This is a genomic window from Psychrobacter sp. NPDC064578 (assembly GCF_044901245.1).
GTDB lineage: Bacteria > Pseudomonadota > Gammaproteobacteria > Pseudomonadales > Moraxellaceae > Psychrobacter > Psychrobacter cibarius_C.
In genome coordinates this window covers 143153-168228 of the sequence record NZ_JBJDPI010000005.1, presented here as the reverse complement: position 1 = coordinate 168228, position 25076 = coordinate 143153, and the positions used below count along the sequence as shown (strand labels likewise).

Here is a 25076-nt window from a genome sequence, read left to right as displayed (position 1 = left end):
GATAACCCTATGAAAAACCAGCCCAATGACATAGTGACGCTTGAGTGGTTATTACCACTGTTTAATCAGCAATTATCACAGATATCTGATGGCTGGCAGTTAGACGCTGATAGCACTTATTACGATCAGATGGTGCAACATTATCATCAGGTTGGCGGCGCGCTAACGATGATTCGCCTTAATTTGTTAGCAGATCTTGCCAATAAACTGAGCTTGCTGGCAGACGTGAGTAGTCGCGATCGTATTTCTGCTAACGACCGCCGCATTGGTCAGTTTTCTCATCGCTTGCTACAGCGTGAATTGAATCAATACGCAGGTATGGGTAATCACAACACCATTTTAATTGATAATGCTGCTGACGAGCTTACTCAAGCGCTAGCGAAACTGGGGGTAGCGCCAGATATCTCGGTCAGCTTGGCGAATACTCAGCATAAGAATCTAAATAATCATGCTATCGATGATCATATTATCGATGGTATCAATAGCATCGAAGTGATGATGCCGGCGAATAGAACGGCGACGCATTTAGCTGATTATCACTATCAACAATTATTACTGGTTTGGCGACAGCAAGTACAAGCGTTATTGGGTGCCAATACCAATCAACCGTCCTTATTGGCTACACTAGAAAGAGTCAGCCAATACTTATGGCAGACCACTCAACATGATGACTTACAACGCCTTTGGTACTTAACGGAACTGTGGCTAAATGACCTTGCTCATAATGATACCCCATTACCTGAGCATTATGCGTCATTGCTAAGTCAGCTGGATCAAGTAATAGAGTCTCGCACTCAGCAAGCTGAGTTATCATCAAGCGTTATTCGAAGCTTAATCATAAGGGTGTATATTGAACTAAATAGCCTTGCTCAAAGTAGCAAGCGCACTCAGTCACTCCTAAATGATTTGTCGCAAACGTCGCCAATGGGATCACGTTTTTTACCACGTATACTCAGCGAGCTTGAGACACTTATCTTTACTTTGGATAAGCCAGACACGCTTCTCATTCCTTTACAGAAAATACAAAGTCAACTCGAAGGTCGAGGTTGGACTTATTACGTGTCGCAAATACATGCAACTGTTACAGACATAGAGCAGGCTCTATCATCAGAAACAGGGTTTGCGCAAGAACAATGGCAGATTGAGCGTCAGCTTCAAGAGCTATATAACGCTATCTATCATACCGAACAGACGATATCTCTCAAGATAGGGGATGCCGCTTCTTTTACGACATTGTCTGCAACGTTTGAAGATATTGAAACGCAGTCGGAAGAAAGTCCTGCGACGGCTTCCGTTGGTGGAAGTTTACGTGAGCTGCGCATCGCGGTAGAAGATGTCAAACAAAGCTTCCATGAATATGTACAGCGTCAAGACATTGACTTACTGCCCATTGCTGCTGATTTTACCGATATTGGTGATGCTTTTGCCGACATGGGATTGCCATCAATTCGTCAAACCATGAATGATATGGCAAGCATATTTACACAATTGACCATTCATGAGATTGACGTACTCAGTTGGGATGTGACTCAGGCATTGGCTGAAGGGCTAACGTCTATTGAATTGTTGCTTGACTACCTTGCACAGCAGGTTTTTGACCAGCAGCTATTAATGCGGGCAAATGAGTATACTGCGACGGCCGCCCAACTTCTTACTCATTATATTGCATCGCCAGAGACCATTAAAGACACTTTCCTTACCCAAAAATCCGTAGCGACCAACGTATTGCGTTACGATGATAGTGGCGAGATTGCTCCTGTTAATAGTCAAAATGATGTTGCTAACCAAGCTTTGACTGATGTAGATAATGAGCGTGTGGTAGGGCAAGATACGGCTGATGGTGATAGTACTGAGAGTGACGCATTAACGCGTGCTCGTGAGCAAGTTAAGCCTGATAATTTTGAGATGGACGCAGAGATTCGTGACATCTTTATCGAAGAGGTGACGGAAGTCATTGCTGATTTAGAAGACTTTTTACCTATTTGGCAGCAAGATTCAAAGGATTTAACCCCACTCACTGAAGTGCGTAGAGGGTTCCATACCTTAAAAGGCTCAGGACGTATGGTTGGGGCTTTTAGCATCAGCGAGATGGCATGGTCAATCGAAAATCTGCTCAATCGTCTGTTAGATAAGACGCTGCCTGTCACAGATGAAGTCGTAAATCTGGTAATGGATACGGCAAAACGGCTACCAGCATTAGTGGTAGATTTTGAAGCGCAACAATCTCCAAGCTTTGATCCTGCTATTACTATTCTACAAAGCCATAATCTCATGACACAGCAACCTATCAATGCTGGGCTGACCATATTAGATGCTGTCACTGCTGATTCAGACTCAGCATTAGAACTATCGCCTCCATTCGATGATGATGCTGAACTGCTAACTGCTCTCGACATGAGCAATGAGTCAAACGAGACAACTGCTGACAGTACAAAGAGCACTGCTGTTGCTTCCTTATCTGCTATTGATATTCCAGCGATACTCGAACCCTTTATGCAAGAAACCGAGCAGCTAGCGGCAGATGCTCATGATGCCGATCCTGATATTAAAGAGATATTCTTAGAAGAAGCTGATGAAGTATTGGCTGAGATTGTACCTTTATATGAAGATTGGCGATTATTGCCAGCTGACTCAAGCGGATTGGTGGATATTCGTCGAGGGTTCCATACCTTAAAAGGTTCCGGTCGTATGGTCGGTGCAAATTATACTGCTGAGCTGGCTTGGGCTATAGAAAATATGCTTAATCGCATTTTGGATCATAGTGTGACTGTCTCAGCAGATATGCGTCAGCTTATTGCCGATGTGCTAGCTGCCTATCCTGCGATGCTAACAGTATTTGGAAATGACAGCCAAAATTATCCAGCGATGGTGCCTTTATGGATCGCATGCGCCAATGCTTATAGCAAACAGCAAGGGTACGAATTTAGCTATTCTGCCTTGTATGAGCAAGCATCAAATAGTTCTGAGGATGAGACCATCCAAGCGTCAGTACTGTCGCCTGCTATTGATGAGCATAGCCCTACCCAAGATAATCTTAATACAGCGATAGATACCACGCTGCAGACGATTAATTCTGTCAATGAAATGATAGCAGAAGCGCCTATTTATTTAGCACCGCAAAGCGAAGAAGAAAAAATGTTTTGTGAGATTTTTATCGACGAAGCAGAAGGACTATTGCAAGATATTGACCAATTCGTTGATGAGCATCAAGATCAGTCTTATATTGAAGTGACGGATGAGATTGTACGCGCATTCCATACCTTGCGAGGGGCTTCAGGTTCTAGTGCTTTAGCAGCGATCAGCGAGGTTAGCGCAACGATAGAGCATAGCTTAGAGCTACTACAGCAGCAAGATACTGCGATGAATGCTCAACATCTAGAAGCATTGGCGAAGTCTGCTACGCTAATGGACGGTTATTTAAACAACTACAAGCAAAACGTTCAGCCGCAAAATATATCGATCGAAGATGCACAAAGTCAGCAAGACATAGCCTCATTGCAAGCCATGCTTGGTGAGCAATACGTCATTAGCGATGATAAGGTCACGGCTGATAACAAACCAACGATAGAGCAGTTGTTAGATAATAATATTGATGAACTATTGGATGCTGAGTGGGAGTTAGATGACGCACTTAATCATTCTGAGACAGCACATGTTCAGGGCTATATATCGCAGCAAATATCGCAAATAGCTTACTTAGCCAATAAAGCAGAAGCGTTTCCAAAATTCACTTTTATTCTTAATGAGTTGGGTCACGCTTATGCCTATTTGAAAAATAATATTGATACAGCAAGAAATATCGATACCCAAGCGGTTTTACACGCTGGTCATGCTCAATTGGTTGGTTTGTTCGACGCGTTGGCTGGTAGCACGTCATTGAAGATTGACCAACAAGTTATTAAAGATCTACAACGTATTTACCAAGACGATGATAGCAATGGTGATGAGAGTGTCTTTGTCGTGAGAGCCGTTGCAGCACCTGAGCTACAGCTTGAATCTATTGATACTGATGCTGAGCTATTAGAGATATTTTTAGAAGAAGCTCAAGAGCTTGATGCCGCGCTGGATGAGAGTTTTAATAAGTGGCGTACTGATATCAGCAATATAAATGCGCTAAAAGTTTTACAGCGCCATCTGCACACTATCAAAGGTGGTGCGCGAATGGCAGGTATTCGTAGTATTGGTGATCTGACCCATGAAGCTGAAAGTGTCTATGAAGCATTCGTAGAAAATAGAAGAATACCGACAGCACAATGGCTTGAAATAATGCAAATAGTGCAAGACACAATGTCGTTGCAAGTACTGCATATCGTAAATCATAAAAAATCATTTTTTGCCTCAGCGCTGATTGAGCAACTACAACAGTTTGTAAAAGCCCAAGCCTTGCCAGAAACGGTAGAGCTAATCATACCTATACCGAAAACCCACTTCGAACCTGAAATACAAAGTAGGGTGGCTAACAACGCTCACCTCAGTGCTGACGTATCTGATACCTTGAGCCTAGACATGATGATTAAACAGTCATGGGCGAATGGTTTGCCAGATCCTGATATATTGTCGGTGTTTTTAGAAGAAGCTGAAGAGCTCACCAATCGTAATAAGTATCTGCAACTGTTCTTAAAAGATATCAATAATACGACAGCATTACAGGCATTGCAGCGTGATTTGCATACCATCAAAGGTGGCGCACGAATGGTCACCGCAGCTGGTATCGCTGATCTGGCACATGAAATGGAATCGGTTTATACAGATTTTGTAGATAATCGTCGTCCTGCTACCAAAAAAGTATTGGAGTTGCTGGTTGCCAGTCATGACTGGCTTGCTGATGCGATCTCTATCCTTAGACAACATGTCAATCCACCGACGCCTGCGCTATTGATTGAGGCATTGCAGCAATTTAGTAAAAATCCTGACAGCTTAAAGCAAATCCCTAAAGAATCCCTACAATCGCAGCATGAAGCGCTCTTTATTGCTAGAGAACAGCAAGACTCACAGTATCTGGCAAAAGATATTAGCGAGATGCCTTCTATGCTCAGCAGTACGGGTGAGGAAGATCAGAGTGCCAATAATAATGAGATGATTCGTATCTCAGGTGGTTTGATCGAGCATATGATTAACTTGTCTGGTGAGTCAGCCATCAACCGTGCTCGTATCGATATGGGCATGAGTAGCTTGACCAATAGTATCGAAGATATGGGTATTACGGTACAGCGCTTGGCTGATCAGTTACGTCGAATGGAAATCGAGCTTGAGGCGCAGATCTTGTCGCAGATAGACGATGAGCTGATTAATCATGAAGGGTTTGACCCTCTAGAGATGGATCAATATTCTTCTTTAAATCAGTTATCCAAATCTTTGACAGAGTCAGCCTCAGATTTGATTGATATTAATCATACCTTATTAGAAAAAACACGAGACAGTGAAAGCCTTTTGTTACAGCTGTCTCGTACACAGACCGAGTTACAAGATGGGCTTATGAATTCGCGTATGGTGCCGTTTACGCGCTTAACGCCACGTCTTGAGCGTATTGTACGACAAACTGCCAATGAGCTGAATAAATCTGTTGAATTAACGATCATCAATGCCGATGATGAGATGGATAGAACCATTCTAGAGCGCATCACTTCACCGCTTGAACATATGCTCCGTAACGCCGTCGATCATGGTATCGAAAACACCTCAACGCGTTTAAAAGCAGGTAAAGAGCGTAGTGGGCGTATTACTCTTGAGGTAAATCGAGAAGGTAGTGAGATTGTCATTCAGTTAATAGATGACGGTCGCGGCATCGATGTAGAAGCCGTTCGTAACAAAGCCATTTCTCAAGGCTTGATTGATGCAAATGATAATAGCCTAACAGATCTTGATATCATGCAGTATATTTTCCATGCTGGATTGAGTACCAGTAAGCAAGTGACGCAGATTTCTGGACGTGGCGTGGGCATGGACGTGGTCATCAGCGAGATTCGTCAATTAGGTGGCGCTGTATCAGTTGTTTCAGAGCTGGGCAAAGGCTCACGCTTTACGATGCGCTTACCACTGACGGTTGCGGTATCTGATGCATTGGTTGTGCGTGCTGCGGATCGTTATTATGCGATACCTTTGGTACAGATTGAGCGTGTGGTACGGATTAATCCAGAGAAGCTTTATGACTATTACCAGTCAGGCGATGCAACGTTGAACTTTGAAGATGTTGATTATCGAGTGCGTTATTTAAATGAGATTTTGTCAGGCAACGAACTGAATGAGCTGGTCGTTAATACCAATACCAGTTTGCCACTCATTATCATTAAGAATCGTAGCGGACAGAATATTGCATTGCAGGTTGATCAGATTGCAGGGTCACGTATCGAAGTCGTGGTCAAACCTCTAGGACAACAGTTATCGAATCTACCAGGTATTTCAGCAGCGACTATCATGGGCGATGGTTCAGTAATGCTTATCTTAGACCTGATTGCTTTGATGCGTAATGCGCAGTTGGTCAAAAATATCTCGCAATCTGCTGATTCTAAACGGAGTCGTTTAGAGTTTAAGTCTACTATTTTAGTGGTTGATGACTCTGTTACCGTACGTAAAGTGACGTCACGTTTCTTAGAGCGCCAAGGGTTTACTGTGGCCGTGGCAAAAGATGGTATCGATGCGATTGAGATATTACAAGACATGATACCAGACATGATATTGCTCGACATTGAGATGCCACGTATGGATGGTTTCGAGGTGGCTACTCAAGTGAGACACAGCAAGCGCTTACAACATATCCCAATCATCATGATCACATCACGTACAGGTGAAAAGCATCGTGAGCGTGCACTGGAAATTGGTGTGAATGATTACATGGGTAAGCCATTCCAAGAACAAGAGCTACTTAATAAAATCCAGCACATACTGGGTCAAAAGGTCAGCTTAACTTATGAAGGATAATGCACGTGTTTTGGCGCTAAGAGGAAAAAACAAGGATGATATTAAGGTGATGGTAGTGGCAGAAGACCATCATCAGCGTATGGCCTTTTCAGATACTGTACGCAGTTGTGGTTTTAGCCTTGTTGGCTGTATGTCACGGGCGCAACTGCAAGAAAAACAGGGGCGCTCTGATACCTCGATTGACATCTGGCTAATAGATAGTGATTACGACGACAGTGTGGTAGCCGCGACCACGGCATCTAAACCTGCTGCAGTGTTGGTGGGTTTTAGTCAAGCACCTTATCTAAATGAAGCGCCGCAATATGCCAAATGGCAGCGCAAATTAAAGCGTAAGCTGGCACATATGCTGGCATTACCCGTTTTAATGGATGCACCCGTGCACAAACCTGATAATGCTGATGCAGACTGGCGCTACGTAGTATTTTTGGGTGCTTCTATGGGTGGGCCGAGTGCTATAAAAGAATTTTTGGATAACTTGTCGGCGACGCTACCGGTGTGTATTTTGCTGGCGCACCATTTTAATAAAACGATGATTGGCACACTGCCACGCATCCTGAATCGCCATAATGACTGGCATTGTCAGGTAATTACTTCTTCGCAGCGTTTAAGAGCAGGACAGTGTCTTATAGCTCCTATTGATAAACAGATTGTTTGTGACTCTACCGGTCGAGTCATATTGCTAGAGCAAGCTTGGGAGGGTGAGTATAAGCCCGCGATTGGTCAGATTCTCAAAAACACCAGCGACGTTTATGGTAGCGAGCTTATCAATATTATATTTTCCGGCATGGGTAATGATGGTTCGCAGTATCTGGATCTCATTCAAGAAAACAACAGTCAATTGTGGGTACAAGATCCCAGCTCAAGCGCTTGCCCAAGTCAACCTCAGTCGATTATTGATTCAGGGTATTGTGGTTTTATTGGCAGTCCAGCAGATTTAGCACAAAAACTAACAGATTATATTGATGAAAGATTAGTAGTAGCCTCTTTGCATTAACTGATTGTGAGCGATGTATGAAACAAATTTTGAAACATTCGTTTGAGGCAGTGAGTTTACTGACCACGAATAACGGTATGCTTGATGTCACTATTGTGCCAGCATTTGACCAACCTGACTGGCTTATTCCAAGCAGCCTGATTTTGAGTGTGGATGATTATAATGAGCGCACGGCAACCTATGAATGGCAGCAGCAAAAGATAGTAGTATGTCATCTGCTATCACAGGATCAAATGCCAGATACCATGATTGTATTAGAGGGCAATACTACCGATCATCGTTTAGCTTTACAAACGGCAGGCGAGCTGCACCACCGACAAGTGCGTATTTCTGAGGTCAAAGATATCGACGTTCCTGAGCAATTTAACAGCCCTAAGCATGCCGATAATATAGACAGCGACAAAACAGCCCTACCTTTTGATGAAAACGTTATGCTATCCTATCTTTTCCAAACGGTTATGATTGATGATAAGGCTTATTTGGTGCCCGACTTAGACAAAATTGCGCATCAATTGGTCGATTTAGACAGTTAGCTTCTTGCTTATATCAGGATTATTTTTCACTATCAGAGAAATAGGGTTATCCAATTACTTTGATGATTGCTAATCGTTGAATGAGTGGTTGTTTTGTCTATAACATTGATGATAGATAATTAGTGATGAGGGTAATAGGACAGCTCATGAATAGTACCAATTCAAATGTGTCAAAGTGGCCAGTCAGCAGCCGGATATTTCACTGGATCAGTGCAGTTTTACTGTTGGTTACGTGGATAATGATTCTGTTGTACGATAATTTGGATAACAATCTTTATATTGGGTTGCATAAAGCGTTTGGTATTAGTTTGTTATGTTGGATGATAGCACGGGTGCTTAATCGTGTATTTATTAAGGCGCCGCCACCTGTACCGATGCCAAAGTGGCAGTTATTAGCCTCTAAACTGTCGCATTTTGGCTTATATGCTTTATTAATTGCAATGCCAATAGCTGGTTTGCTGATGTCCGTTTATGGTGGACGCCCCGTCGATATTTTTGGCTTGTTTCAAATCCCTGTATTTGTCACACCAGATAGAGGGTTGGCACGCTTTTATAATGACCTGCATACTGATATTATTTGGCCGACCATTATTGCCTTCACACTTATTCATATCGTTGCTGCTCTATATCATCAGTTTGTCAAAAAAGACAATTTAATAGCGCGTATAAAATAATAGTATCAAAATAATCGTAGGCTGCTATAGGTAAACCTACTATTTCATGCAATATAAAAAAGCCCTAAGTGATGATACTTAGGGCTTTTTTGTTTTTCTAAGACAGCGCTTATTTTTTGTGTTCAGGTAGACTGATATTCATCTCTAATACGTCTAGGCTGTCCTCAGAACGATGATTGATATTCACATCATCAATCTGTACGCCATTGACATATTTGTTGACCACTTCTAAAATCTCACGTTTCATTTTTTCGATACGATCAGCTGTTAAGCGGTTGTTTAAGCGATTTTCGCTCGCGACGATAACCTTAAGACGCTCAGTAGCCATATTAGCGCTACCTGCGCTACCACTGTCGTCATTACCAAATAGGCTACTCCAAAATCCTTTTTTCTTCGTCATCATTGACCTCCAAACCAGCGCTGTAATAGACTCTTTTTCTTCACGTCAATATGACGTAGTGGGCGTTCTTCACCTAAGAAGCGGGCGACGATGTCATCATAACATTGACCAGCAACTGAATCGGTATAATGAATGACAGGCTCACCATGGTTAGATGCTTCAAGCACTGAGTGACTTTCAGGAACAACCCCAAGTAATGGAACTTTTAGGATATCATTTGAAATGGTATCAATGTCCATCATCTCGTTGGCTGCTGCACGCTCAGCATTATAACGAGTAATAATCAAATGCTCACGTACAGAGCCTTGGTTTTCTTCAACCTTTTTGGTCTGGCTTTGCAAAATACCGATAATACGGTCTGAGTCACGCACTGAAGAAATCTCAGGGTTAGTGACGATGATTGCTTCATCAGCATGATACATGGCGAGTTGTGCACCGCGCTCAATACCAGCTGGTGAATCACAGATAATATAGTCGAACTGCTTAGACAGCTCAGACATAACCTCTGCCACCCCTTCGTCTGTCAGGGCGTCTTTATCACGCGTTTGACTGGCGGGTAGGATGTACAAGTTTTCAAGTTGTTTGTCTTTGACCAGTGCTTGCGACAAGCGTGCGCTACCAGTGATGACATCAACAAAATCATAAACAATTCGGTTTTCACAACCCATGATTAAGTCTAGATTACGTAGACCCACATCAAAATCGATAACGACTGTCTTATAGCCACGCAATGCTAAACCTGCGGCAAAAGAGGCACTTGTCGTGGTTTTGCCCACACCGCCTTTACCTGAAGTGATTACAACTATCTTCGCCACAATGGCACACTCCTATGAATCAATGGGATATCTTTTATATAAAAAAATAGCGCAATTGCACATTATTCACATGCTATATATACACTACCTGCGAAGGTAGCCTAGCATAAATAAACAAAAATTTATAGCACGTCCATAGTAAAGCAGAAAAACAGCTTATATATGGATCACAAAGCGGTGCTACCTAGAATTTGCTGGTCAATATTGCCTATTGTGAATAATAAAATAGACGCTGACGAGTAGTGTAGATAGTGGCAGAGCTAGCGATTCATCATAGAACAGTTTTGTTAAATAAACTTACTATAATATTAAATGCGCTGTTTAAACGTTTACTATTGAGATTTTCTAATAAACGTTTTTTGATAAGCGTCATATATGATGAAAATCGGCTTAGCCTGTTTACATTTATAAAAATCACGGACGCATCTATTGTTGTTAGCGGCAAAAGATTTAAGCGTCATCCATTACCGTAAATACTAAGCCTTCACCTTCTACAAATCTTACTTGTACAGATTTGTCAATCACGTGCTCAGGTAAGTTGTCTCGTAAGCAATAAGTTCCTGCCACTGACACCAAAGAAGGGTTAAAAACTTGACAAAAAATACGAGCATCCTTGTCACCAGTAGCGCCAGCAACCAAGCGACCTTGGGCACGACCGTAAACGTGCAAGCTATTATCGGTAATCGCTTCCGCCCCGCTATTGACACTATTGGTCAAAATCAAATCACCGCCCACGTGATTCAGGCTTTGTCCTGAACGTAGCATTTGATCGTAAATTAGGCTGGTAATATGCTCAGCGCTCACCAATGTCTCTGCTGTGGTGGTTGCTATCGTTGTTTCTGTGTTTGACTCGCTTATGGCTGCAGTATCATTGTTACTGTCTGAATTGGTACTGGTTGAATTGGTACTGGTTGAATTGGTGCTGGCTGATTCTGTATGTCTATCATCGGGAGCTTTACTCACTTGAGTTGCAGCTTTCTTGCTAGGTAATATACGCTCAATACGTTTGCCATCAGCAGGGAAGATGGCCAATCGCTGCTCACGGGCTTGCGCATCTAGTGTGCCAGTCACGACGCCAATAGGTTGTAAGCCCCACGACCATAAAAGCTCTACCAATGCTGAGAGATCTTGTTCAACCTCGCTATCGATAAGGATAGGGATGTTACTAGATTTATTACTAAGCGTTGCGGCAAGCTGGGCGTCTATCTCGCTTAAATCATCTGTGCTAAATTGCAAACGTGAAAAAGTCAGCATCTTGCCATAAAATGCCAATGCTGGTAATGCTGGCGCGGCGCTCGAGCCTTGGCTGTCGTTGTCTGAAACTGTCATATATAAATCCTCAAGAGATAATTCTGTCACTGTATTCACGGTGTTGTTTTTATTATCGAGTCATACCATTCATTTGCTTGCCAAGCCTAATGTTTTTTAGGTAGGGCGTGCTATTAGCAGTATGGATTATAGATGAAGCATCTCTTGATGCTTCCACTGCTGCACTTTTACCTGCGCTTCAAATTCTGTCAAACTGTCATCAATGATACTCGAAATCAAAGTATCTAACGCAGTATTATCCGTATCGATACTGGCAATGCCGTTGGCAATCGCTACCATCAATGAATCGAGGCGTTCGGGGTCTAGAAGGCGTTTATTCAGTGCGTAAACGACGTTTTCACCTATATTGTGACCGACGTGTTGCAGCTGTGATTCAATCAAGCTACCGGCAATCGGTATCATGCGTAGGTAGCGACGCAGCTCAGGCGTATTGGCCAAACCCTCTTCAATAGCATTGCCCATCTCGCTGGCTAATATACTGCCGCCACCTGATACTGCCGTCAACTCCTGCAGTTTTGGTGCTAACTCTGTGCGCAGTATCGACAGCACTGCTGCCTCAATCTCGTTACGATTATGAGTTATCGTTGATTCAATAAAAGATTTATGCGTTTTAGGATCGGTCAGTTGCTGCCGAAAGTTTTGGATAGTTGTCAATATGACGCGGTCGGATAGCTCTTCTAATAATAAGTCGATATAGAACCTAATCCGATTGATCCATGGCTGCGGCAGCACTTGGTAACCAAGCTGGTATAAGCGTCGCCCAATGATGACCGCTCGGAATAAACGTAAGGCACGCAGCTGCGGAAAGCACCCCAATACTTCATACCAATGTACAAAAGGAAAAAAGAACCAGCGATAGTAGACGTTTTGTTTAATCGCAATCGCCCAACGTAGCAGTAGCTCAAAGATCAAAAATAGGGTAAAAAATCCACCAGCGGTACGCAAAGGCTCATGTAAGGTATTTTGATACCAGTTGAGAGCATCGCTAATACTGAGCCATCCTGCGGCATTGCTACTAAAGCTACTCATCAAGATAGCATCAATACTAATCAATAATAGATCGATACTGATGGCAATAATCATCACGATATCGTAAGTGAGTTTTAAGCGATTTAGCGTTGGTCGGTTTGGCGGTGGCAGCGTATTATCAGGCGGCTGATGGGATACAGGCGCTGAGTCTAGAGGCAGGCTAGTAGAAGAGGAAGCGGGCACAGTCAAACCTTATAAATGATAAATAGCACGAAAAACAAGCGGCTCAAATAGTACAGGGCTATCAAGTCACTAACGGTCAAAAAGTCATGGGCTCATGACTATTCACATTATCAATGAATAGAGCCAAAAAACAACCCATCTTTCATTATAATTACGCATTATCATTTATGAGTTGGGGTTTACAGTCAGCATGTACGAATCGGCATTTACAAATTGACATCTAGCATTAGCATTTTAAACAACAGCGCTCAATCGTAGTTTAAAAACGACTTAAAGCAATTCACTGTTGTATGCCGTTGCTCTGTTAACGATGTCTCTAAGCGCTCGGAGCTTTAGGGTTTGTTTCAAACTCAGCCAACATATCGGTAATACGCTGATCTTTTTGCTGCCAAATTTGCTCTACCCAATCAAACATTTGTGATTTTACCGCGTCATCAGTTTCGTAACCACCATTTTTAATATTGTTAAATAATGCATCAGGCATCTCAATATAACGCACATCGACGCCCAAACGCTTGATGTTGCCTTTCCACAAATCACTATAACTCGGCACACCATCAGGATAAACGATGGTCATATCTAGCATGCCATCGATGTCTTCGCCTAGCGCGTTAATGGCTAAAGATAGGCCGCCTGCCCGTGGCTTCAATAAATGAGTATAAGGAGACTGTTGCTTTGCATGTTTGGCTTTGGTGAAACGCGTGCCTTCTAAGTAATTTAACAAAGTAAAAGGTTTGTCTTTTAACAGGGCACAGGCGCGTTTGGCTTCTTCGATGTCTTTGCCTTGTAGAGCAGGGTTTTTAGCGACGGCTTCTTTAGAATGCCGACGCATCATTGGGAAGTCTAAAAAGTAAAAGGCTTGACCCACAATCGGAATGTAAATCAGTTCAAATTTGGTAAAAAACCGTGTCAATGGCAAGCGTTTTTCACTAATGTACTGCACGATACTGGTATCGACCCAAGACTGATGGTTGCTGACCAGCAAATATTTGCCATTGATGTGAACGTCATCGGGTAAGCTGATGCGCCAATCTTTACGTGGCAACATGTCATCGATCAAGGCACTGTTGCTACTGATCCAATAAGTCGCGATTTTGATGACCGCTTTGTCTGCGATAGGAGCACCAGTGATGACTTTGCCGACACCCATTAACCATAAGGGAATACTACCACCGAAGCTGTTGGCTGCAATAACCCCAGTCGCTGTCGCAAGTGAAACGGCTTTGCCTAATTTAGGGTTGCGTTCGTGTATTTTTCGAATAGTAGATGTCAATCGCATGCTAAATCCTTTTCGGTCAGTCTTATTAGTATATAAATGATTCATTGCCAGTTTTATTGCACAATTTTAGCAGAAACGGTTCAGAGTGTACGAGTGTAAACGTGACTTGTGATAACACCTTGCGCTAATGGGTAGTTAACAGTGAGAATACAAAGGTATCCAGTCATTGTGAAAGTCTCATTAAATTATTCTGCACTTCTCATACACAGGTGTGACAAAATATTACACATGATTAGATTGTAATTGCCATAATAATGACGAGTGTATATTAAGCATGTAGATGGAATTAACAGAAAATATTTATAAAAAGCACACTTTGTCTATAATTTTTTAAACTTAAGAGGAAATATTATGCGTAATACATTAATGATTGCAGCAGTAGCGTCAGGTCTAGCTCTTAGCGGTTGTGCTACTGATCCAAATACTGGACAACAACGCTTGAACAAAACTGCTATTGGTACATTGGCAGGTGCTTTAGGCGGCGGCGCAATTTCAAAAGCAACAGGTGGTGATAACACAGGTCGTGATGCCGCGATTGGCGCAGCTTTGGGTGCTGGTGTTGGTTACTACATGGAGCGTCAAGCCAAGCAGCTTGAGCAGCAAATGGCTGGTACGGGTGTAACCGTTACGCCAAATGCGAATGGTAATATTGACCTAGTAATGCCAGGCAACATCACGTTCTCATTTGATGATGCGTCTTTAAACCCATCATTTAGACCAACGCTTGATAAGCTTGCATCAACGCTAAATGAATATAACCAAAACACGATAACGGTTGCTGGTCATACTGATAGCAAAGGTTCTGATGCTTATAACATGAAACTGTCACGCGATCGTGCTTACGCAGTAGCGAACTATTTAAGCGCACGCGGTGTGGCTTCTAGCCGTATCAATGTCGTCGCTTATGGTGAGTCTCGTCCAGTTGCTGATAACAGCACCGAGTATGGTCGTCAGCAAAACCGCCGTGTTGAATTAACCATCAATGCGCCAAACAACGTACGTTAATTCATATGATGTTTTAGCTGTCATTATAGTGTTGAAAAAGGTCAGTGATAAACTGGCCTTTTTTTATGCCTGATATTTAGATTTGAAATTCAAAATGATTTTATGTATTAGGATTCCGTTAGCTTCAAATCAATTTAAAATATTTTTGGTACTTTTATTTATAAAACAATCGTTAGCTAAATGGTTATATTAATATTAATTAAATATTGATAATGATTATCAATAACACTATAATTTACAAAGCTTTGTTATTGTGGCGATACTAGGGTAGGTTGTCAGTTCATTTGAGGCTGTTCTAAATGGACCAAAAATAGCTAAATTTTGTCTAATAGTATCAAATTCTGGTCAATATCTTGATATTATGTGTGCTGTTTTTCTCCTTTGATTGTCATTTATCTCATTTTTATCAGCATTATTTAAAATGAGGATATGCCCTAATGCTCTTTATTCAAAGCCCATTTTTCTTTTGCGATACTTTTTGAGGATATGTATGACGATTACCACAGTAACGAGCCGTAAGATTTTACCAACTACTTTAGCTGCTGCGCTTGCAGGGTTGTTAATGGTGTCGGGTTGTACCAAGCAAGCCAAGGAAGACACGGACACTACCGCCGATACGCAAACAGCGGTGCAAGACACAACCGCTGTAGATACGACGAAACTATCAGCGGTTGATCAAGCTTATACCGATAGACTTATGATCAGCTATGCCAACATGGCGCATGCGGCTTATAAAGATTCGCTAGATACTGCTAAAGCCCTGCAAACAGCAGTAGAGACATATGTGACAATACCAACCCAAGCAAACCTTGATGCGGCAAAAGCGGCGTATAAAGCAGCGCGCCAGCCGTATTCGCAAACTGAGATTTTCCGTTTTGATGAAGGCTTTGTGACAGCCAATGATAAACGAGCACTCGGCAGTATCGATGGTTGGGAAGGACAAGTAAATGCTTGGCCACTTGATGAGGCGCTGATTGATTACGTTAGTGATGGCTATGAAGGTGAATACAATAGCCAAGACAATATCATCAATAGCGATAGCATTACGGTCGGTAGTATCAAACAAGATACCAGTACTATCACTCCTGAGCTATTAGCAGAAATGAATGAGATTGGTGGCAGTGAAGCGAATGTGACGACCGGCTACCATGCGATTGAGTTTATGCTGTGGGGACAAGATAACAACGGTGTTGGCGAAGGTGCAGGCAACCGCCCAGTGACTGACTATGTAACTGAAGCGGGTCAATGTACCAGCGGTGAGACGGTCAATGCAGATGCTGGTATATGTGAGCGTCGTGGCGCGTTCTTAAAAGCAGCGACTCAATTATTGGTTGATGATTTGACTGCAATGGAAGCTGAGTGGCAGCCTGAGAGTGAGAATACCTTACGTAGCGACCTGATGGCTCGCAAATACGATAATGGTCTACGCCAAATCATGTATCAGATGGGCAGCCTAGCATTGGGTGAGCTTGCTTCTGAGCGTATACAGGTTGCGTTTGTAACGGGCTCTACCGAAGATGAGCACGAATGCTTCAGTGATTTGACCCATCTAAGCTATGCCAACAATGCCCGTGGTATCCAAAATGTCTTTAACGGCAACTATAAGACAGTCGCTGGTAAGAGCGTTGGTGGTTATGGTGTTAAAAACTACCTCGTCGATACCAACAACAAAGAAGCGGCTGATAAATTGGCGACTGACTTTGCTAAGGTAGAAGCCGCCTTTAATGTGATTGTTGAAAAAGGTGAAAAAGAAGGCATCAAAGTTGATCAAATGATTGCCACCGCTGGTCAAGTAAGCAAACAAGGTATTTCAGCTGAAGAGCAAAATATCCGTCGTAGCTGGATTGAAAATAGTATCACTAGCCTACAAGAGCTGACAGCTGGTATCGAAAATGCGGCAAAAGCGGTCGGTATTGACAATTTAGATGCTGACGCAGGTTCGCAGTTTTAACCGATCACGAATTTACTGGCTTAACAGCAAGCATAGCAGTGATTGACATAGTATTGACCGACATAGCATTGATCGATAATGCCTGACAAGTCGTTATAAGCTAATGAGAATTATTTTCATGGAAAAATAATTTAGGTATAATACACACGTTGTCGACTACCGTTGGCAGCGTGTTTTTTTTACCATATTAAAATAGCCTGATAGGTCAGTACATCGCTGTACCTTATCGACTAGAAGTGAAACACTTTATAGCATGCGATTTTAATGGTTCTAGATTAGAACTAAGGTACTCTTTATGAACACCACGATGAACACCACAAATATCTTCAAAACCAAAACCCCTGCCTCTTTTTATGCGCCTTTTGTCAGCAAAACCACCCTGTTAAAGCCAATGCTTGGTATTCTATGTGTGCTATCCCTTAGTGCTTGTCAGCCGACGGACGGTGTGTCTGATGACGTTTCTGAAAACGAAAAATCTGCCATTAATAATGCTGACAGCCCAACGCTAACACCTGAACGCCTGCAAACCATCGAAACGCTCGCTGGCGTACCAATGCAGCAATTGGCAAGCTTTGATCCGCAAGAGGTCAAGCAAGGTGGTGATACAGGAATCAGTATTAGCAGCGCTGAGAGTTACTCTAAACCTTCATCAAACTTGACAGCATCACGAAAAGGGCATTTCTTTATTGGTAATGCGTTCTTTCGGCAACCGTGGGTGATTGCCCCTGCCAGCACTGACAGCCGCGATGGTCTGGGCGCATTGTTCAATGTTGCTGCCTGTCAGTCGTGCCATGTCAAGGACGGTCGCGGTCATGCACCTATGACCAGTGATGACGATGCCGATAGCTTGCTTATTCGCCTTGCGATGCCAGCGACCACCGATGAGCAGCGTCAGCAACTGCAAAACTCACTTATCGAAAAAGTCGTTCATCCTATGTATGGTGGTCAGCTACAAGATCGAGGCATCCAAGGTGTGCCTGCTGAAGCCAGAATTGCGGTGCAGTGGACAGATAAGCCTGTTACTTTTGCAGATGGTCATATCGAAACATTGCGTGCGCCCACCTTTAATTTAACCAAACCGGGTTATGGTGAATTTGATGATGATTTGATGGTGTCGCCGCGAGTGGCTTTACCGATGATTGGGCTTGGATTACTTGAGCAAATACCGGATGAAGCGATTAAAAAACAAGCGGTTGATAATAAAAACAGTACGAATGACGATATCAGTGGCAAGTTCAATTGGGTCATGGATCCACAGACTGGCAAGCATGCCCTTGGCCGCTTTGGCTGGAAAGCTGGGCAAACCAAGCTGATTACTCAAAACCAAAGTGCTTTTAATGAAGACATGGGCTTGACCTCAAATATACGTCCTCATGAATCCTGTATGCCGACACAGACGGCTTGTATGAATGCGACGACTGGGGCTGATGAGCAAGGCGATGGCAAGCCGCCTGTTGAAGTCAATGATGAAGTGGCTAAGTTTGTGGAGTTTTATACACGCAATTTGGCAGTACCGCATCGGCGTGATGCTGACGATACGCTAGTATTAGCAGGTAAAAAACGCTTTTATGATATGGGTTGTCAAAGTTGCCATACGCCAAGATATCAATTGCCAAAAACTGACGATGACCATCTTGAGCAGCATGGACAAGTGATTTATCCTTATACGGATTTGCTATTACATGACATGGGTGATGATCTTGCCGATCGCACGATTGCTGGAAAATTACCCGCAAAAAATATCCAAGTTGAGTTTTTAGCCAATTCTTATGAATGGCGTACGCCTGCTTTATGGGGCATTGGTCTGGCGCAAACGGTCGATCCACAAGCGACATTTTTGCATGATGGTCGCGCCCGTACGTTGATGGAAGCGGTGCTATGGCACGGCGGTGAAGCCCAGAAGCAACAGCAAAAAGTACTCAAACTCGACAAACAAGGTCGTTCTGAATTGAATGCGTTCTTACAGTCATTATAGAGATAAGGTCATTTATCTATGCTAAATGACTGAGTAATAACTGAGTAATAACTGAGTAATAACTGAGTAATAACTGAGAAAGTAAGTGAGTGTTGATGAGGTTATCCGCCCAATCAAACACTAGAGATTAAAGCTTGTAAAGATTAGAATTTAAACCATTATTGATAATAATATTGAGAAATTTATGAAAATAAACCATGCTTTAGCGATGGCCTTATCGGCCTTAAGCGCAGGCTTGCTGATCAGCTGTGTTAAACCGGCTGATGACAATAAAGCGCCAGAAGTAGATAGCCAAAAAGTTGCGCAAGACAGTGCGGCATCTACCAGCGCTGCAGAAAAAGATAGTAGTGGAGATAAAATTACCGCTGTCGATATTAGTGCCGAGACTGAAAAGACCTATTTGACCCATGTGGCAAATGACATTGTCATTCCAGCCTATGCGGATGCCGCAAAGCAAAGTGATTTATTGCATGATTTGGCACAAAAGCATTGTCAGCAAGCACCAGTCAGCGGTGACGAGTTGCAAACACTGCGCGATCAATGGCTAGTGCTCGCACAAGCATGGGCAGGCGCTGAGATGATTAACTTTGGTCCAGCGACCGCCAGCATGAGTAATTTATATATCAATTACTATCCTGATGAGCGCGGTCTGGTACACAGTGGCGTTGCCGATCTAATCGCTGCCAATCCTAAGCTCACCGCCGAGCAATTGGCTAACGAGAGCGCCATCGTGCAAGGGGTGCCAGGACTAGAAGAAGCGTTATATGCCAATGACAGTCTGGATGCTGCTCAATGTGCTTATGTGATTAGTGCAAGCAGTGCTTTGAGCACGCGCCTAAAAGATATTGAGAAAAACTGGCAGCAAAATGCCACTAATCTATTAGCCATTGATAAAACGGCTGACAGCGATCAAGGGTTGAATCAATGGTTTAATTCTTTACTCTCGTTGGTTGAGACCATGAAGTCTAATGCCATCGATCAACCGTTAGGCTTAACAGGAAAGGCAAAAGGTCATTTGCCAGCCGCTACCGCAGAGCAAAGCCGTGCCATTATCAATGCTAAATTGGCGACATTGAATGAAGCACTGACAGATCCCGTTTTGACAGCTATCTTAGGTAGCAATAATGAAAATGAAGTCGCGGATAACTTATCGACCGCGCTTGCTGATGCCACTACACTATTAGCGCAAATGCCAGAAGACTTAGGGACTGCCGATAAAGCCACTCAACAAGAGCTGTATGATCACCTCACGACTATTACACGTCTTATTAAGCGCCAATTGATTCCGACGCTGGGTATCCGTGTCGGCTTTAACAGTACTGATGGCGATTAAAAAATGCACTCTATCGATACTAAGACAGCAAATAAACCACAGCCGCAGCCAGAAGATAAGCAGTCTAATAATGAGCTGCTGGCAACATCAGCATTGACGATGCTTTCTACTATAATGGGTACCGTAGCGTTTGTCGCTATTCATCATCGTTATCGCAAGCAGCTTCAGCCTGATGCCCGCTTGCAGGATTATGTCGTAGGCATACGTTCGCAGTTGCAGTCGTTAACCTCTACACCAAAACCCCAGCTAGCACGGTTTAGTTACGCTTGTCAGCAAGCCGCTACTGCATGGCAACATGCTTATCATTTATCGCTAGATGATAGGAATAATACCAACCATCATAGCGTCGCTGACTTTAGCGCGGCACATACCACCACCGTACTGACGCGACCCGTTTGTTGGGTTAGCGGTGTTGCCTCTATGCCAAAAAACAGCGCATTAGCAAATGATGATCAGCGTGATGACAATGATTTTGGTGTGGTCGGTATCGACGCTGATCGACAAATCGTTTGGCAAACGACCATGCCTGAACGTGTCCATGATATTGTCGTTCAGCCTGTGCTTAGTGATCAAGATAGTACGATGAAGAATCATAGCAGTCGTGACGTCGTGGTGATGGGTCGTCGTCCTAGTGAAAAATTTTGGGTGCTTGATACTGCGACAGGACACGTAAAATTCGCCATTAACGCTGCAAACAACCGGCATTTTTATGGACACGCTTGTTATAGCTTAGATGGTAAGTTGCTGTATGTGACCGAGAATGACACCATAAGTTTGGATGGTAAAATCGGTATCTACGATGCTTACGATAATTATAAAAAAATAGCAGAGTATGACTCGTATGGTATCGGTCCGCATGAGCTGATTATGCATCCTGATAGCGAGACATTAGTCATCGCTAACGGCGGTATCAAAACCGAGCAAGCGTCGCGTGAAGAACTAAATTTAGACAGTATGCGTCCATCATTGGTTTACGTTAATCGTCATACTGGCGCTTTACTTGAGCAGATTATGCCTGAGCACAATCAAATGAGCGTGCGACATTTAGCCATGCATGACGATGGAACGGTGATGATGGGCATTCAATTCCAAGGCGAAAAGCATATTAATGTACCGTTAGTATTGACCCATAAGCGCGGTGATGCGGATTTTAAACCTCTTATTATGCCCAATGATCAATGGCAGCGCTTTCATCAGTATATCGCTAGTGTAGCGGTCGATAGTGCGCGTAATCTGCTATGCGTGACCACACCAATTGGCGGTTGTGCAGCGATTTATGATTTAAATACTCGTACATTGATTGATGATGTTAGCCTGCCAGATTGTGCAGGTGCAGCAGTATTGTCTAATAATAATACTGAAAAAGCAGAAGATAATCATGAGCAATCAGGTTTTATCGTTAGTGATGGTCAAGGTCAGTTAGCGGCGTTAACTGTTAATAGCTTGGCAGCTGCTGAACTTGCTACTATAGATCAAGGTGAGCGTATTTTTATTAACAGTAAATATCATATGATGTCGTTTGATAATCACTTGCAAGCGCTCTGAGCATGAATGTACCGCCAGCAAATCAGTCTCGCTTATTAGAAAAATCGATACAGTATTTGGCGCAAGCAGGTATTGAGCTACATATCAGCAAAAAGCGGGTGAAAAATATCAATTTCCGCTTAAAGCCACATCAATTACTAGTATCTGTACCACTATTTATTAGCCCAGCCCAAGCTGCGCAGGCTGTGATGAAACGCGTGTCATGGGCGATAGCAAACCATCCGCAAGTATTAGAGCAGTATAAACGGCAACAACTTCCTTTAGCGCAAGCTTTAACTGCTGATAGTACCTTGCCATTGTGGGGTGTAGAGCAATCGTTCACTTTGAACCATGATGAAAAACTTGCCTATTATCGGCAACATCTCGCCGAAGCGATACCTGCATTATTTGCAAAGTGGCAACCGATTGTCGGTGCGACAGCCAATGAGATACGCCTAAAAAAAATGCATACGCGCTGGGGCAGTTGTAACACGCGTGCGTGCCGAATTTGGTTGTCTGTGTATCTGCCTGCTTATCCTATTGCGTGCACCGAATACGTCATCGTCCATGAGCTGTGTCATTTACACCATGCTAATCATAGTCGTGCCTTTTGGCAAACGGTCGCAACCGCAATGCCAGATTATCAGCATTGGCACGATATGCTGGCGGGGAAGACTGGAAAATTAGATTAAACGATTTATCTAAATAATATCCATAATCGTAAGGCGTGTCCTCATTTTCATCACCATCTTTAAAATGAGACACGCTCTAATAAGCCTGATATGATAAGACATAACGATACAAATCGTGTCGTTTAAATAATAAGTTTATCTACAGGGATGTCATATGAAAAACGTCAATCAAGCGGAATTTTGGCAGCAGCGTTATGAGCAAGATAGCATCGGCTGGGATATGGGACAGGTATCGCCACCGCTCAAAGCTTATATTGACCAACTGCCCGAATCTGCCAAAGAGCAAGCGATTCTGGTGCCGGGTGCGGGTAATGCTTACGAGGTAGGTTATCTACATGAGCAAGGATTTACCAATGTCATCTTGGTTGATTTTGCCCCTGCGCCGATTGCAGCGTTTGCTGAGCGTTATCCTGACTTTCCAGTTGAGCATTTAATCTGTGCCGACTTTTTTGAGTTATCGCCTGAGCAGTATCAGTTTGATTGGGTGCTTGAGCAGACGTTTTTTTGTGCGATAAATCCATCACGCCGTGACGAGTATGTGCAGCAGATGGCAGCGTTACTGAAACCGAATGGTAAGCTGATTGGTTTGCTCTTTGATAAAGACTTTGGACGAGAAGAACCACCGTTTGGCGGTACAAAAGCTGAATATCAGCAGCGTTTTGAGCAGCATTTTGATATTGAAATCATGGAGCCAAGCTATAATTCACATCCTGCACGGCAGGGCAGTGAGCTGTTTATTAAGATGCGTGTAAAAGCGTAATTTCGTGCTCAATATTTTTTCGAGCCTGTATTTCTAACCGTGCATAGTAATAATCCGTCAGATAAAGCGTTGGATGTGCCAGCAATTCTTTTAATACTGCTATGCGTCCGACGCGATAGTCGTCATCTGAGACATGCGCATACTCTTGGCGTACGGTGTGAGCATAGTGTTCATACTCCGACCAAGATGACCCTAAAATACTTAAGTCCATATCTAGTAAATAAGCGGCATCGTTGTATTTTTCTCTCTCTTTAGTTTCGTTTGACCATTTGTCAACTTGATGACTAGCCGTCATCATAATCAACGCGTAGATATGTTGGCATTGCTCCGCACTTAAATAATCAGTTAATGACTCTACTGCATATTCTGCACTTTTAAGCTCGTTATCTGAGCGCGTCGGCTCATATATCACATCATGATACAACAGTGCTAACGCAATGATATGCGACTCATGCAAGTTATCCTTAACCTGATCGAACTGCCCAAACAACTGCTGAATATGCTGCAAGCTATGATAAGCACGCTGCGGCTCGTTATATCGTATGGCGATATTCTGCCAAAGTATGCTCACTTGCTCTAGCGTGATATGCCTACTCATAGCGGATAAATGCCACGTGAAAATCGTACCAAGCTCAGTATTTAGTTGCGACAAGTCGTCCATCGTTAACCTTCATTTGATAACTGCTGGCAATTTACAACCAACAGATTATTCTTTATTAGTAGCCTCTTCAAAGGCTTGCTTAAACACTTTACCCAATAAATTGACATCATCGACGCGGGCGTAGTTCAAACGGGTGACAAAGGCAATATGACGATGCGGTCCTTGCTCAGCGAGTGGTATCGCGACGGCATTTTGGTTCTGCAGATGCAGCTGATCCAATGCCATTTCTGGCACCAATGTCGTTCCCATATTGGCAAGTGCCATCTGAATCAGGGTGTTTAAGCTAGCATCTGAAAAGCTTGATTTCATCTGTGCACGGTCAAAATGACAGACAGACAGGGTTTGATCGGTCAAGCAATGCCCTTCGCCGAGCAGCATAAGATTGGCGGTAGCCAGCTCATCCGCGTTGATGGTCTTAAGCTTGGCATGCACATCATCTTTTGGGAATACGGCAAAGAAATCCTCGCTCCAAAACTCAAAGCTGTGCAAACCATCGACTGCATAAGGCAGCGCAATAATAGCCGTATCAATATGACCGTAACGCACTTGCTCTAGCAAACGCTCCGTTTGTTGCTCAACGATGGTCATACGAAATTCTGGATAATTTGCTCGCAGGGCAGGTAAGACTTTTGGCAGCAGATAAGGCGCAATCGTTGGAATGATACCGACAGTCATCGGATACGCCAGCGGCGATTGATGGCTATGGGCGCGTGTGGTCAAATCATTGACTTCAGAAAAAACTCGCTGCGCCCGCGTTAAAATGTCTTCACCGATAGGGGTAATCAATACTTGCTTATTATTACGCTCAAAAATCTGCGTATCCAGTTGCTTTTCTAACTCGGCGATACCCAAGCTCAGTGCCGATTGTGAGATATTACAGTCTTCTGCTGCACGTTTGAAGTGACGGTGCTTGGCCACGGCTAAAGCAAACTCAAGTTGACGTAAAGTAATCATAAAACCTCTCTATTAATGGGTTTTTAACGTGATATATTATGCTGATTCATTGGGTGTACCAATTCGA

18 protein-coding genes are annotated in these 25076 nt (G+C 43.2%); 11 read left to right on the top strand and 7 right to left on the bottom strand.

The genetic code is table 11. From position 1 onward, the window contains the following. The first annotated feature begins 9 nt into the window (after positions 1 to 9). From ACI2JM_RS07690 to ACI2JM_RS07675, 4 genes are all read left to right on the top strand, one after another. Complete coding sequence (locus tag ACI2JM_RS07690) at positions 10 to 6918, top strand: Hpt domain-containing protein (protein ID WP_404643332.1); 6909 nt, start codon at positions 10 to 12, stop codon at positions 6916 to 6918. Continuing rightward, positions 6908 to 7912 carry a chemotaxis protein CheB gene (locus ACI2JM_RS07685; protein WP_404643330.1) on the top strand — a complete coding sequence of 335 codons (1005 nt, stop codon included), beginning with the start codon at positions 6908 to 6910 and terminating at the stop codon, positions 7910 to 7912. The genes ACI2JM_RS07690 and ACI2JM_RS07685 overlap by 11 nt, the downstream gene beginning before the upstream one ends. A gap of 17 nt (positions 7913 to 7929) precedes the next feature. Then, entirely contained in the window at positions 7930 to 8445 is a 516-nt protein-coding gene (locus ACI2JM_RS07680; RefSeq protein WP_404643328.1) for a hypothetical protein, read from the top strand. A 146-nt stretch (positions 8446 to 8591) separates the two neighbouring features. Then, a complete protein-coding gene (locus tag ACI2JM_RS07675) occupies positions 8592 to 9119 on the top strand; it encodes a cytochrome b (protein ID WP_404643326.1) in 528 nt (175 codons plus the stop codon). A 109-nt stretch (positions 9120 to 9228) separates the two neighbouring features. Here the strand turns inward: ACI2JM_RS07675 and minE are convergent, their stop codons facing one another. The 5 genes from minE to ACI2JM_RS07650 all read right to left on the bottom strand — a co-directional run bounded on the left by minE (position 9229) and on the right by ACI2JM_RS07650 (position 14154). Then, positions 9229 to 9519, bottom strand: coding sequence for a cell division topological specificity factor MinE (gene minE / locus ACI2JM_RS07670; RefSeq protein ID WP_404643324.1), 291 nt, complete (start codon positions 9517 to 9519; stop codon positions 9229 to 9231). Next, positions 9519 to 10334, bottom strand: a complete 816-nt coding sequence (gene minD / locus ACI2JM_RS07665) for a septum site-determining protein MinD (protein ID WP_045444058.1) — start codon at positions 10332 to 10334, stop codon at positions 9519 to 9521. Before minD ends, minE begins: the two co-directional genes overlap by 1 nt. Before the next feature lie 450 nt (positions 10335 to 10784). Continuing rightward, entirely contained in the window at positions 10785 to 11663 is an 879-nt protein-coding gene (minC, locus tag ACI2JM_RS07660) for a septum site-determining protein MinC (protein ID WP_404643321.1), read from the bottom strand. Positions 11664 to 11789: 126 nt separating this feature from the next. Further along, entirely contained in the window at positions 11790 to 12851 is a 1062-nt protein-coding gene (locus ACI2JM_RS07655; protein ID WP_404643461.1) for a hypothetical protein, read from the bottom strand. A gap of 340 nt (positions 12852 to 13191) precedes the next feature. After that, entirely contained in the window at positions 13192 to 14154 is a 963-nt protein-coding gene (locus ACI2JM_RS07650) for an acyltransferase (protein ID WP_404643319.1), read from the bottom strand. Positions 14155 to 14505: 351 nt separating this feature from the next. On the opposite strand from ACI2JM_RS07650, the gene ACI2JM_RS07645 reads away from it, so the two are divergent. The 7 genes from ACI2JM_RS07645 (at position 14506) to ACI2JM_RS07615 (ending at position 23394) form a co-directional block, all read left to right on the top strand. Next, positions 14506 to 15159 (top strand): OmpA family protein, encoded by a 654-nt coding sequence (locus ACI2JM_RS07645; RefSeq protein ID WP_055124860.1) that lies wholly within the window; start codon positions 14506 to 14508, stop codon positions 15157 to 15159. A 490-nt stretch (positions 15160 to 15649) separates the two neighbouring features. Next, positions 15650 to 17110: an imelysin family protein gene (locus ACI2JM_RS07640; protein WP_404643317.1), complete on the top strand. Its 1461-nt coding sequence runs from the start codon at positions 15650 to 15652 to the stop codon at positions 17108 to 17110. Positions 17111 to 17417: 307 nt separating this feature from the next. After that, entirely contained in the window at positions 17418 to 19085 is a 1668-nt protein-coding gene (locus ACI2JM_RS07635) for a di-heme oxidoredictase family protein (protein WP_404643459.1), read from the top strand. 184 nt (positions 19086 to 19269) lie between these two features. Continuing rightward, positions 19270 to 20418: an imelysin family protein gene (locus tag ACI2JM_RS07630; RefSeq protein WP_404643315.1), complete on the top strand. Its 1149-nt coding sequence runs from the start codon at positions 19270 to 19272 to the stop codon at positions 20416 to 20418. A gap of 3 nt (positions 20419 to 20421) precedes the next feature. After that, positions 20422 to 21963 carry a DUF1513 domain-containing protein gene (locus ACI2JM_RS07625; protein ID WP_404643313.1) on the top strand — a complete coding sequence of 514 codons (1542 nt, stop codon included), beginning with the start codon at positions 20422 to 20424 and terminating at the stop codon, positions 21961 to 21963. A gap of 2 nt (positions 21964 to 21965) precedes the next feature. Then, positions 21966 to 22634: a M48 family metallopeptidase gene (locus tag ACI2JM_RS07620; protein ID WP_404643311.1), complete on the top strand. Its 669-nt coding sequence runs from the start codon at positions 21966 to 21968 to the stop codon at positions 22632 to 22634. Between the two features lie 154 nt (positions 22635 to 22788). Next, complete coding sequence (locus tag ACI2JM_RS07615) at positions 22789 to 23394, top strand: methyltransferase domain-containing protein (protein WP_404643309.1); 606 nt, start codon at positions 22789 to 22791, stop codon at positions 23392 to 23394. On the opposite strand, the gene ACI2JM_RS07610 is transcribed toward ACI2JM_RS07615, so the two are convergent. Further along, positions 23372 to 24055, bottom strand: coding sequence for a hypothetical protein (locus ACI2JM_RS07610; RefSeq protein ID WP_404643307.1), 684 nt, complete (start codon positions 24053 to 24055; stop codon positions 23372 to 23374). The genes ACI2JM_RS07615 and ACI2JM_RS07610 overlap by 23 nt on opposite strands. A 45-nt stretch (positions 24056 to 24100) precedes the next feature. After that, the gene (locus tag ACI2JM_RS07605; protein WP_404643305.1) at positions 24101 to 25009 is read right to left on the bottom strand and encodes a hydrogen peroxide-inducible genes activator; all 909 of its coding nucleotides are present in this window, start codon (positions 25007 to 25009) and stop codon (positions 24101 to 24103) included. Positions 25010 to 25076: the final 67 nt, after the last annotated feature.

Excerpts from the sequence above, each read along its gene's own strand:
- ACI2JM_RS07675 (WP_404643326.1), top strand. The coding sequence starts at position 8,592 with ATGAATAGTACCAATTCAAATGTGTCAAAGTGGCCAGTCAGCAGCCGG.
- ACI2JM_RS07690 (WP_404643332.1), top strand. The coding sequence starts at position 10 with ATGAAAAACCAGCCCAATGACATAGTGACGCTTGAGTGGTTATTACCA.
- ACI2JM_RS07630 (WP_404643315.1), top strand. The coding sequence starts at position 19,270 with ATGAAAATAAACCATGCTTTAGCGATGGCCTTATCGGCCTTAAGCGCA.
- minE (WP_404643324.1), bottom strand. The coding sequence starts at position 9,519 with ATGACGAAGAAAAAAGGATTTTGGAGTAGCCTATTTGGTAATGACGAC.
- ACI2JM_RS07615 (WP_404643309.1), top strand. The coding sequence starts at position 22,789 with ATGAAAAACGTCAATCAAGCGGAATTTTGGCAGCAGCGTTATGAGCAA.
- ACI2JM_RS07645 (WP_055124860.1), top strand. The coding sequence starts at position 14,506 with ATGCGTAATACATTAATGATTGCAGCAGTAGCGTCAGGTCTAGCTCTT.
- ACI2JM_RS07605 (WP_404643305.1), bottom strand. The coding sequence starts at position 25,009 with ATGATTACTTTACGTCAACTTGAGTTTGCTTTAGCCGTGGCCAAGCAC.
- ACI2JM_RS07650 (WP_404643319.1), bottom strand. The coding sequence starts at position 14,154 with ATGCGATTGACATCTACTATTCGAAAAATACACGAACGCAACCCTAAA.
- ACI2JM_RS07640 (WP_404643317.1), top strand. The coding sequence starts at position 15,650 with ATGACGATTACCACAGTAACGAGCCGTAAGATTTTACCAACTACTTTA.
- ACI2JM_RS07620 (WP_404643311.1), top strand. The coding sequence starts at position 21,966 with ATGAATGTACCGCCAGCAAATCAGTCTCGCTTATTAGAAAAATCGATA.
- ACI2JM_RS07610 (WP_404643307.1), bottom strand. The coding sequence starts at position 24,055 with ATGGACGACTTGTCGCAACTAAATACTGAGCTTGGTACGATTTTCACG.
- ACI2JM_RS07625 (WP_404643313.1), top strand. The coding sequence starts at position 20,422 with ATGCACTCTATCGATACTAAGACAGCAAATAAACCACAGCCGCAGCCA.
- ACI2JM_RS07635 (WP_404643459.1), top strand. The coding sequence starts at position 17,418 with ATGAACACCACAAATATCTTCAAAACCAAAACCCCTGCCTCTTTTTAT.
- ACI2JM_RS07685 (WP_404643330.1), top strand. The coding sequence starts at position 6,908 with ATGAAGGATAATGCACGTGTTTTGGCGCTAAGAGGAAAAAACAAGGAT.
- ACI2JM_RS07680 (WP_404643328.1), top strand. The coding sequence starts at position 7,930 with ATGAAACAAATTTTGAAACATTCGTTTGAGGCAGTGAGTTTACTGACC.
- minC (WP_404643321.1), bottom strand. The coding sequence starts at position 11,663 with ATGACAGTTTCAGACAACGACAGCCAAGGCTCGAGCGCCGCGCCAGCA.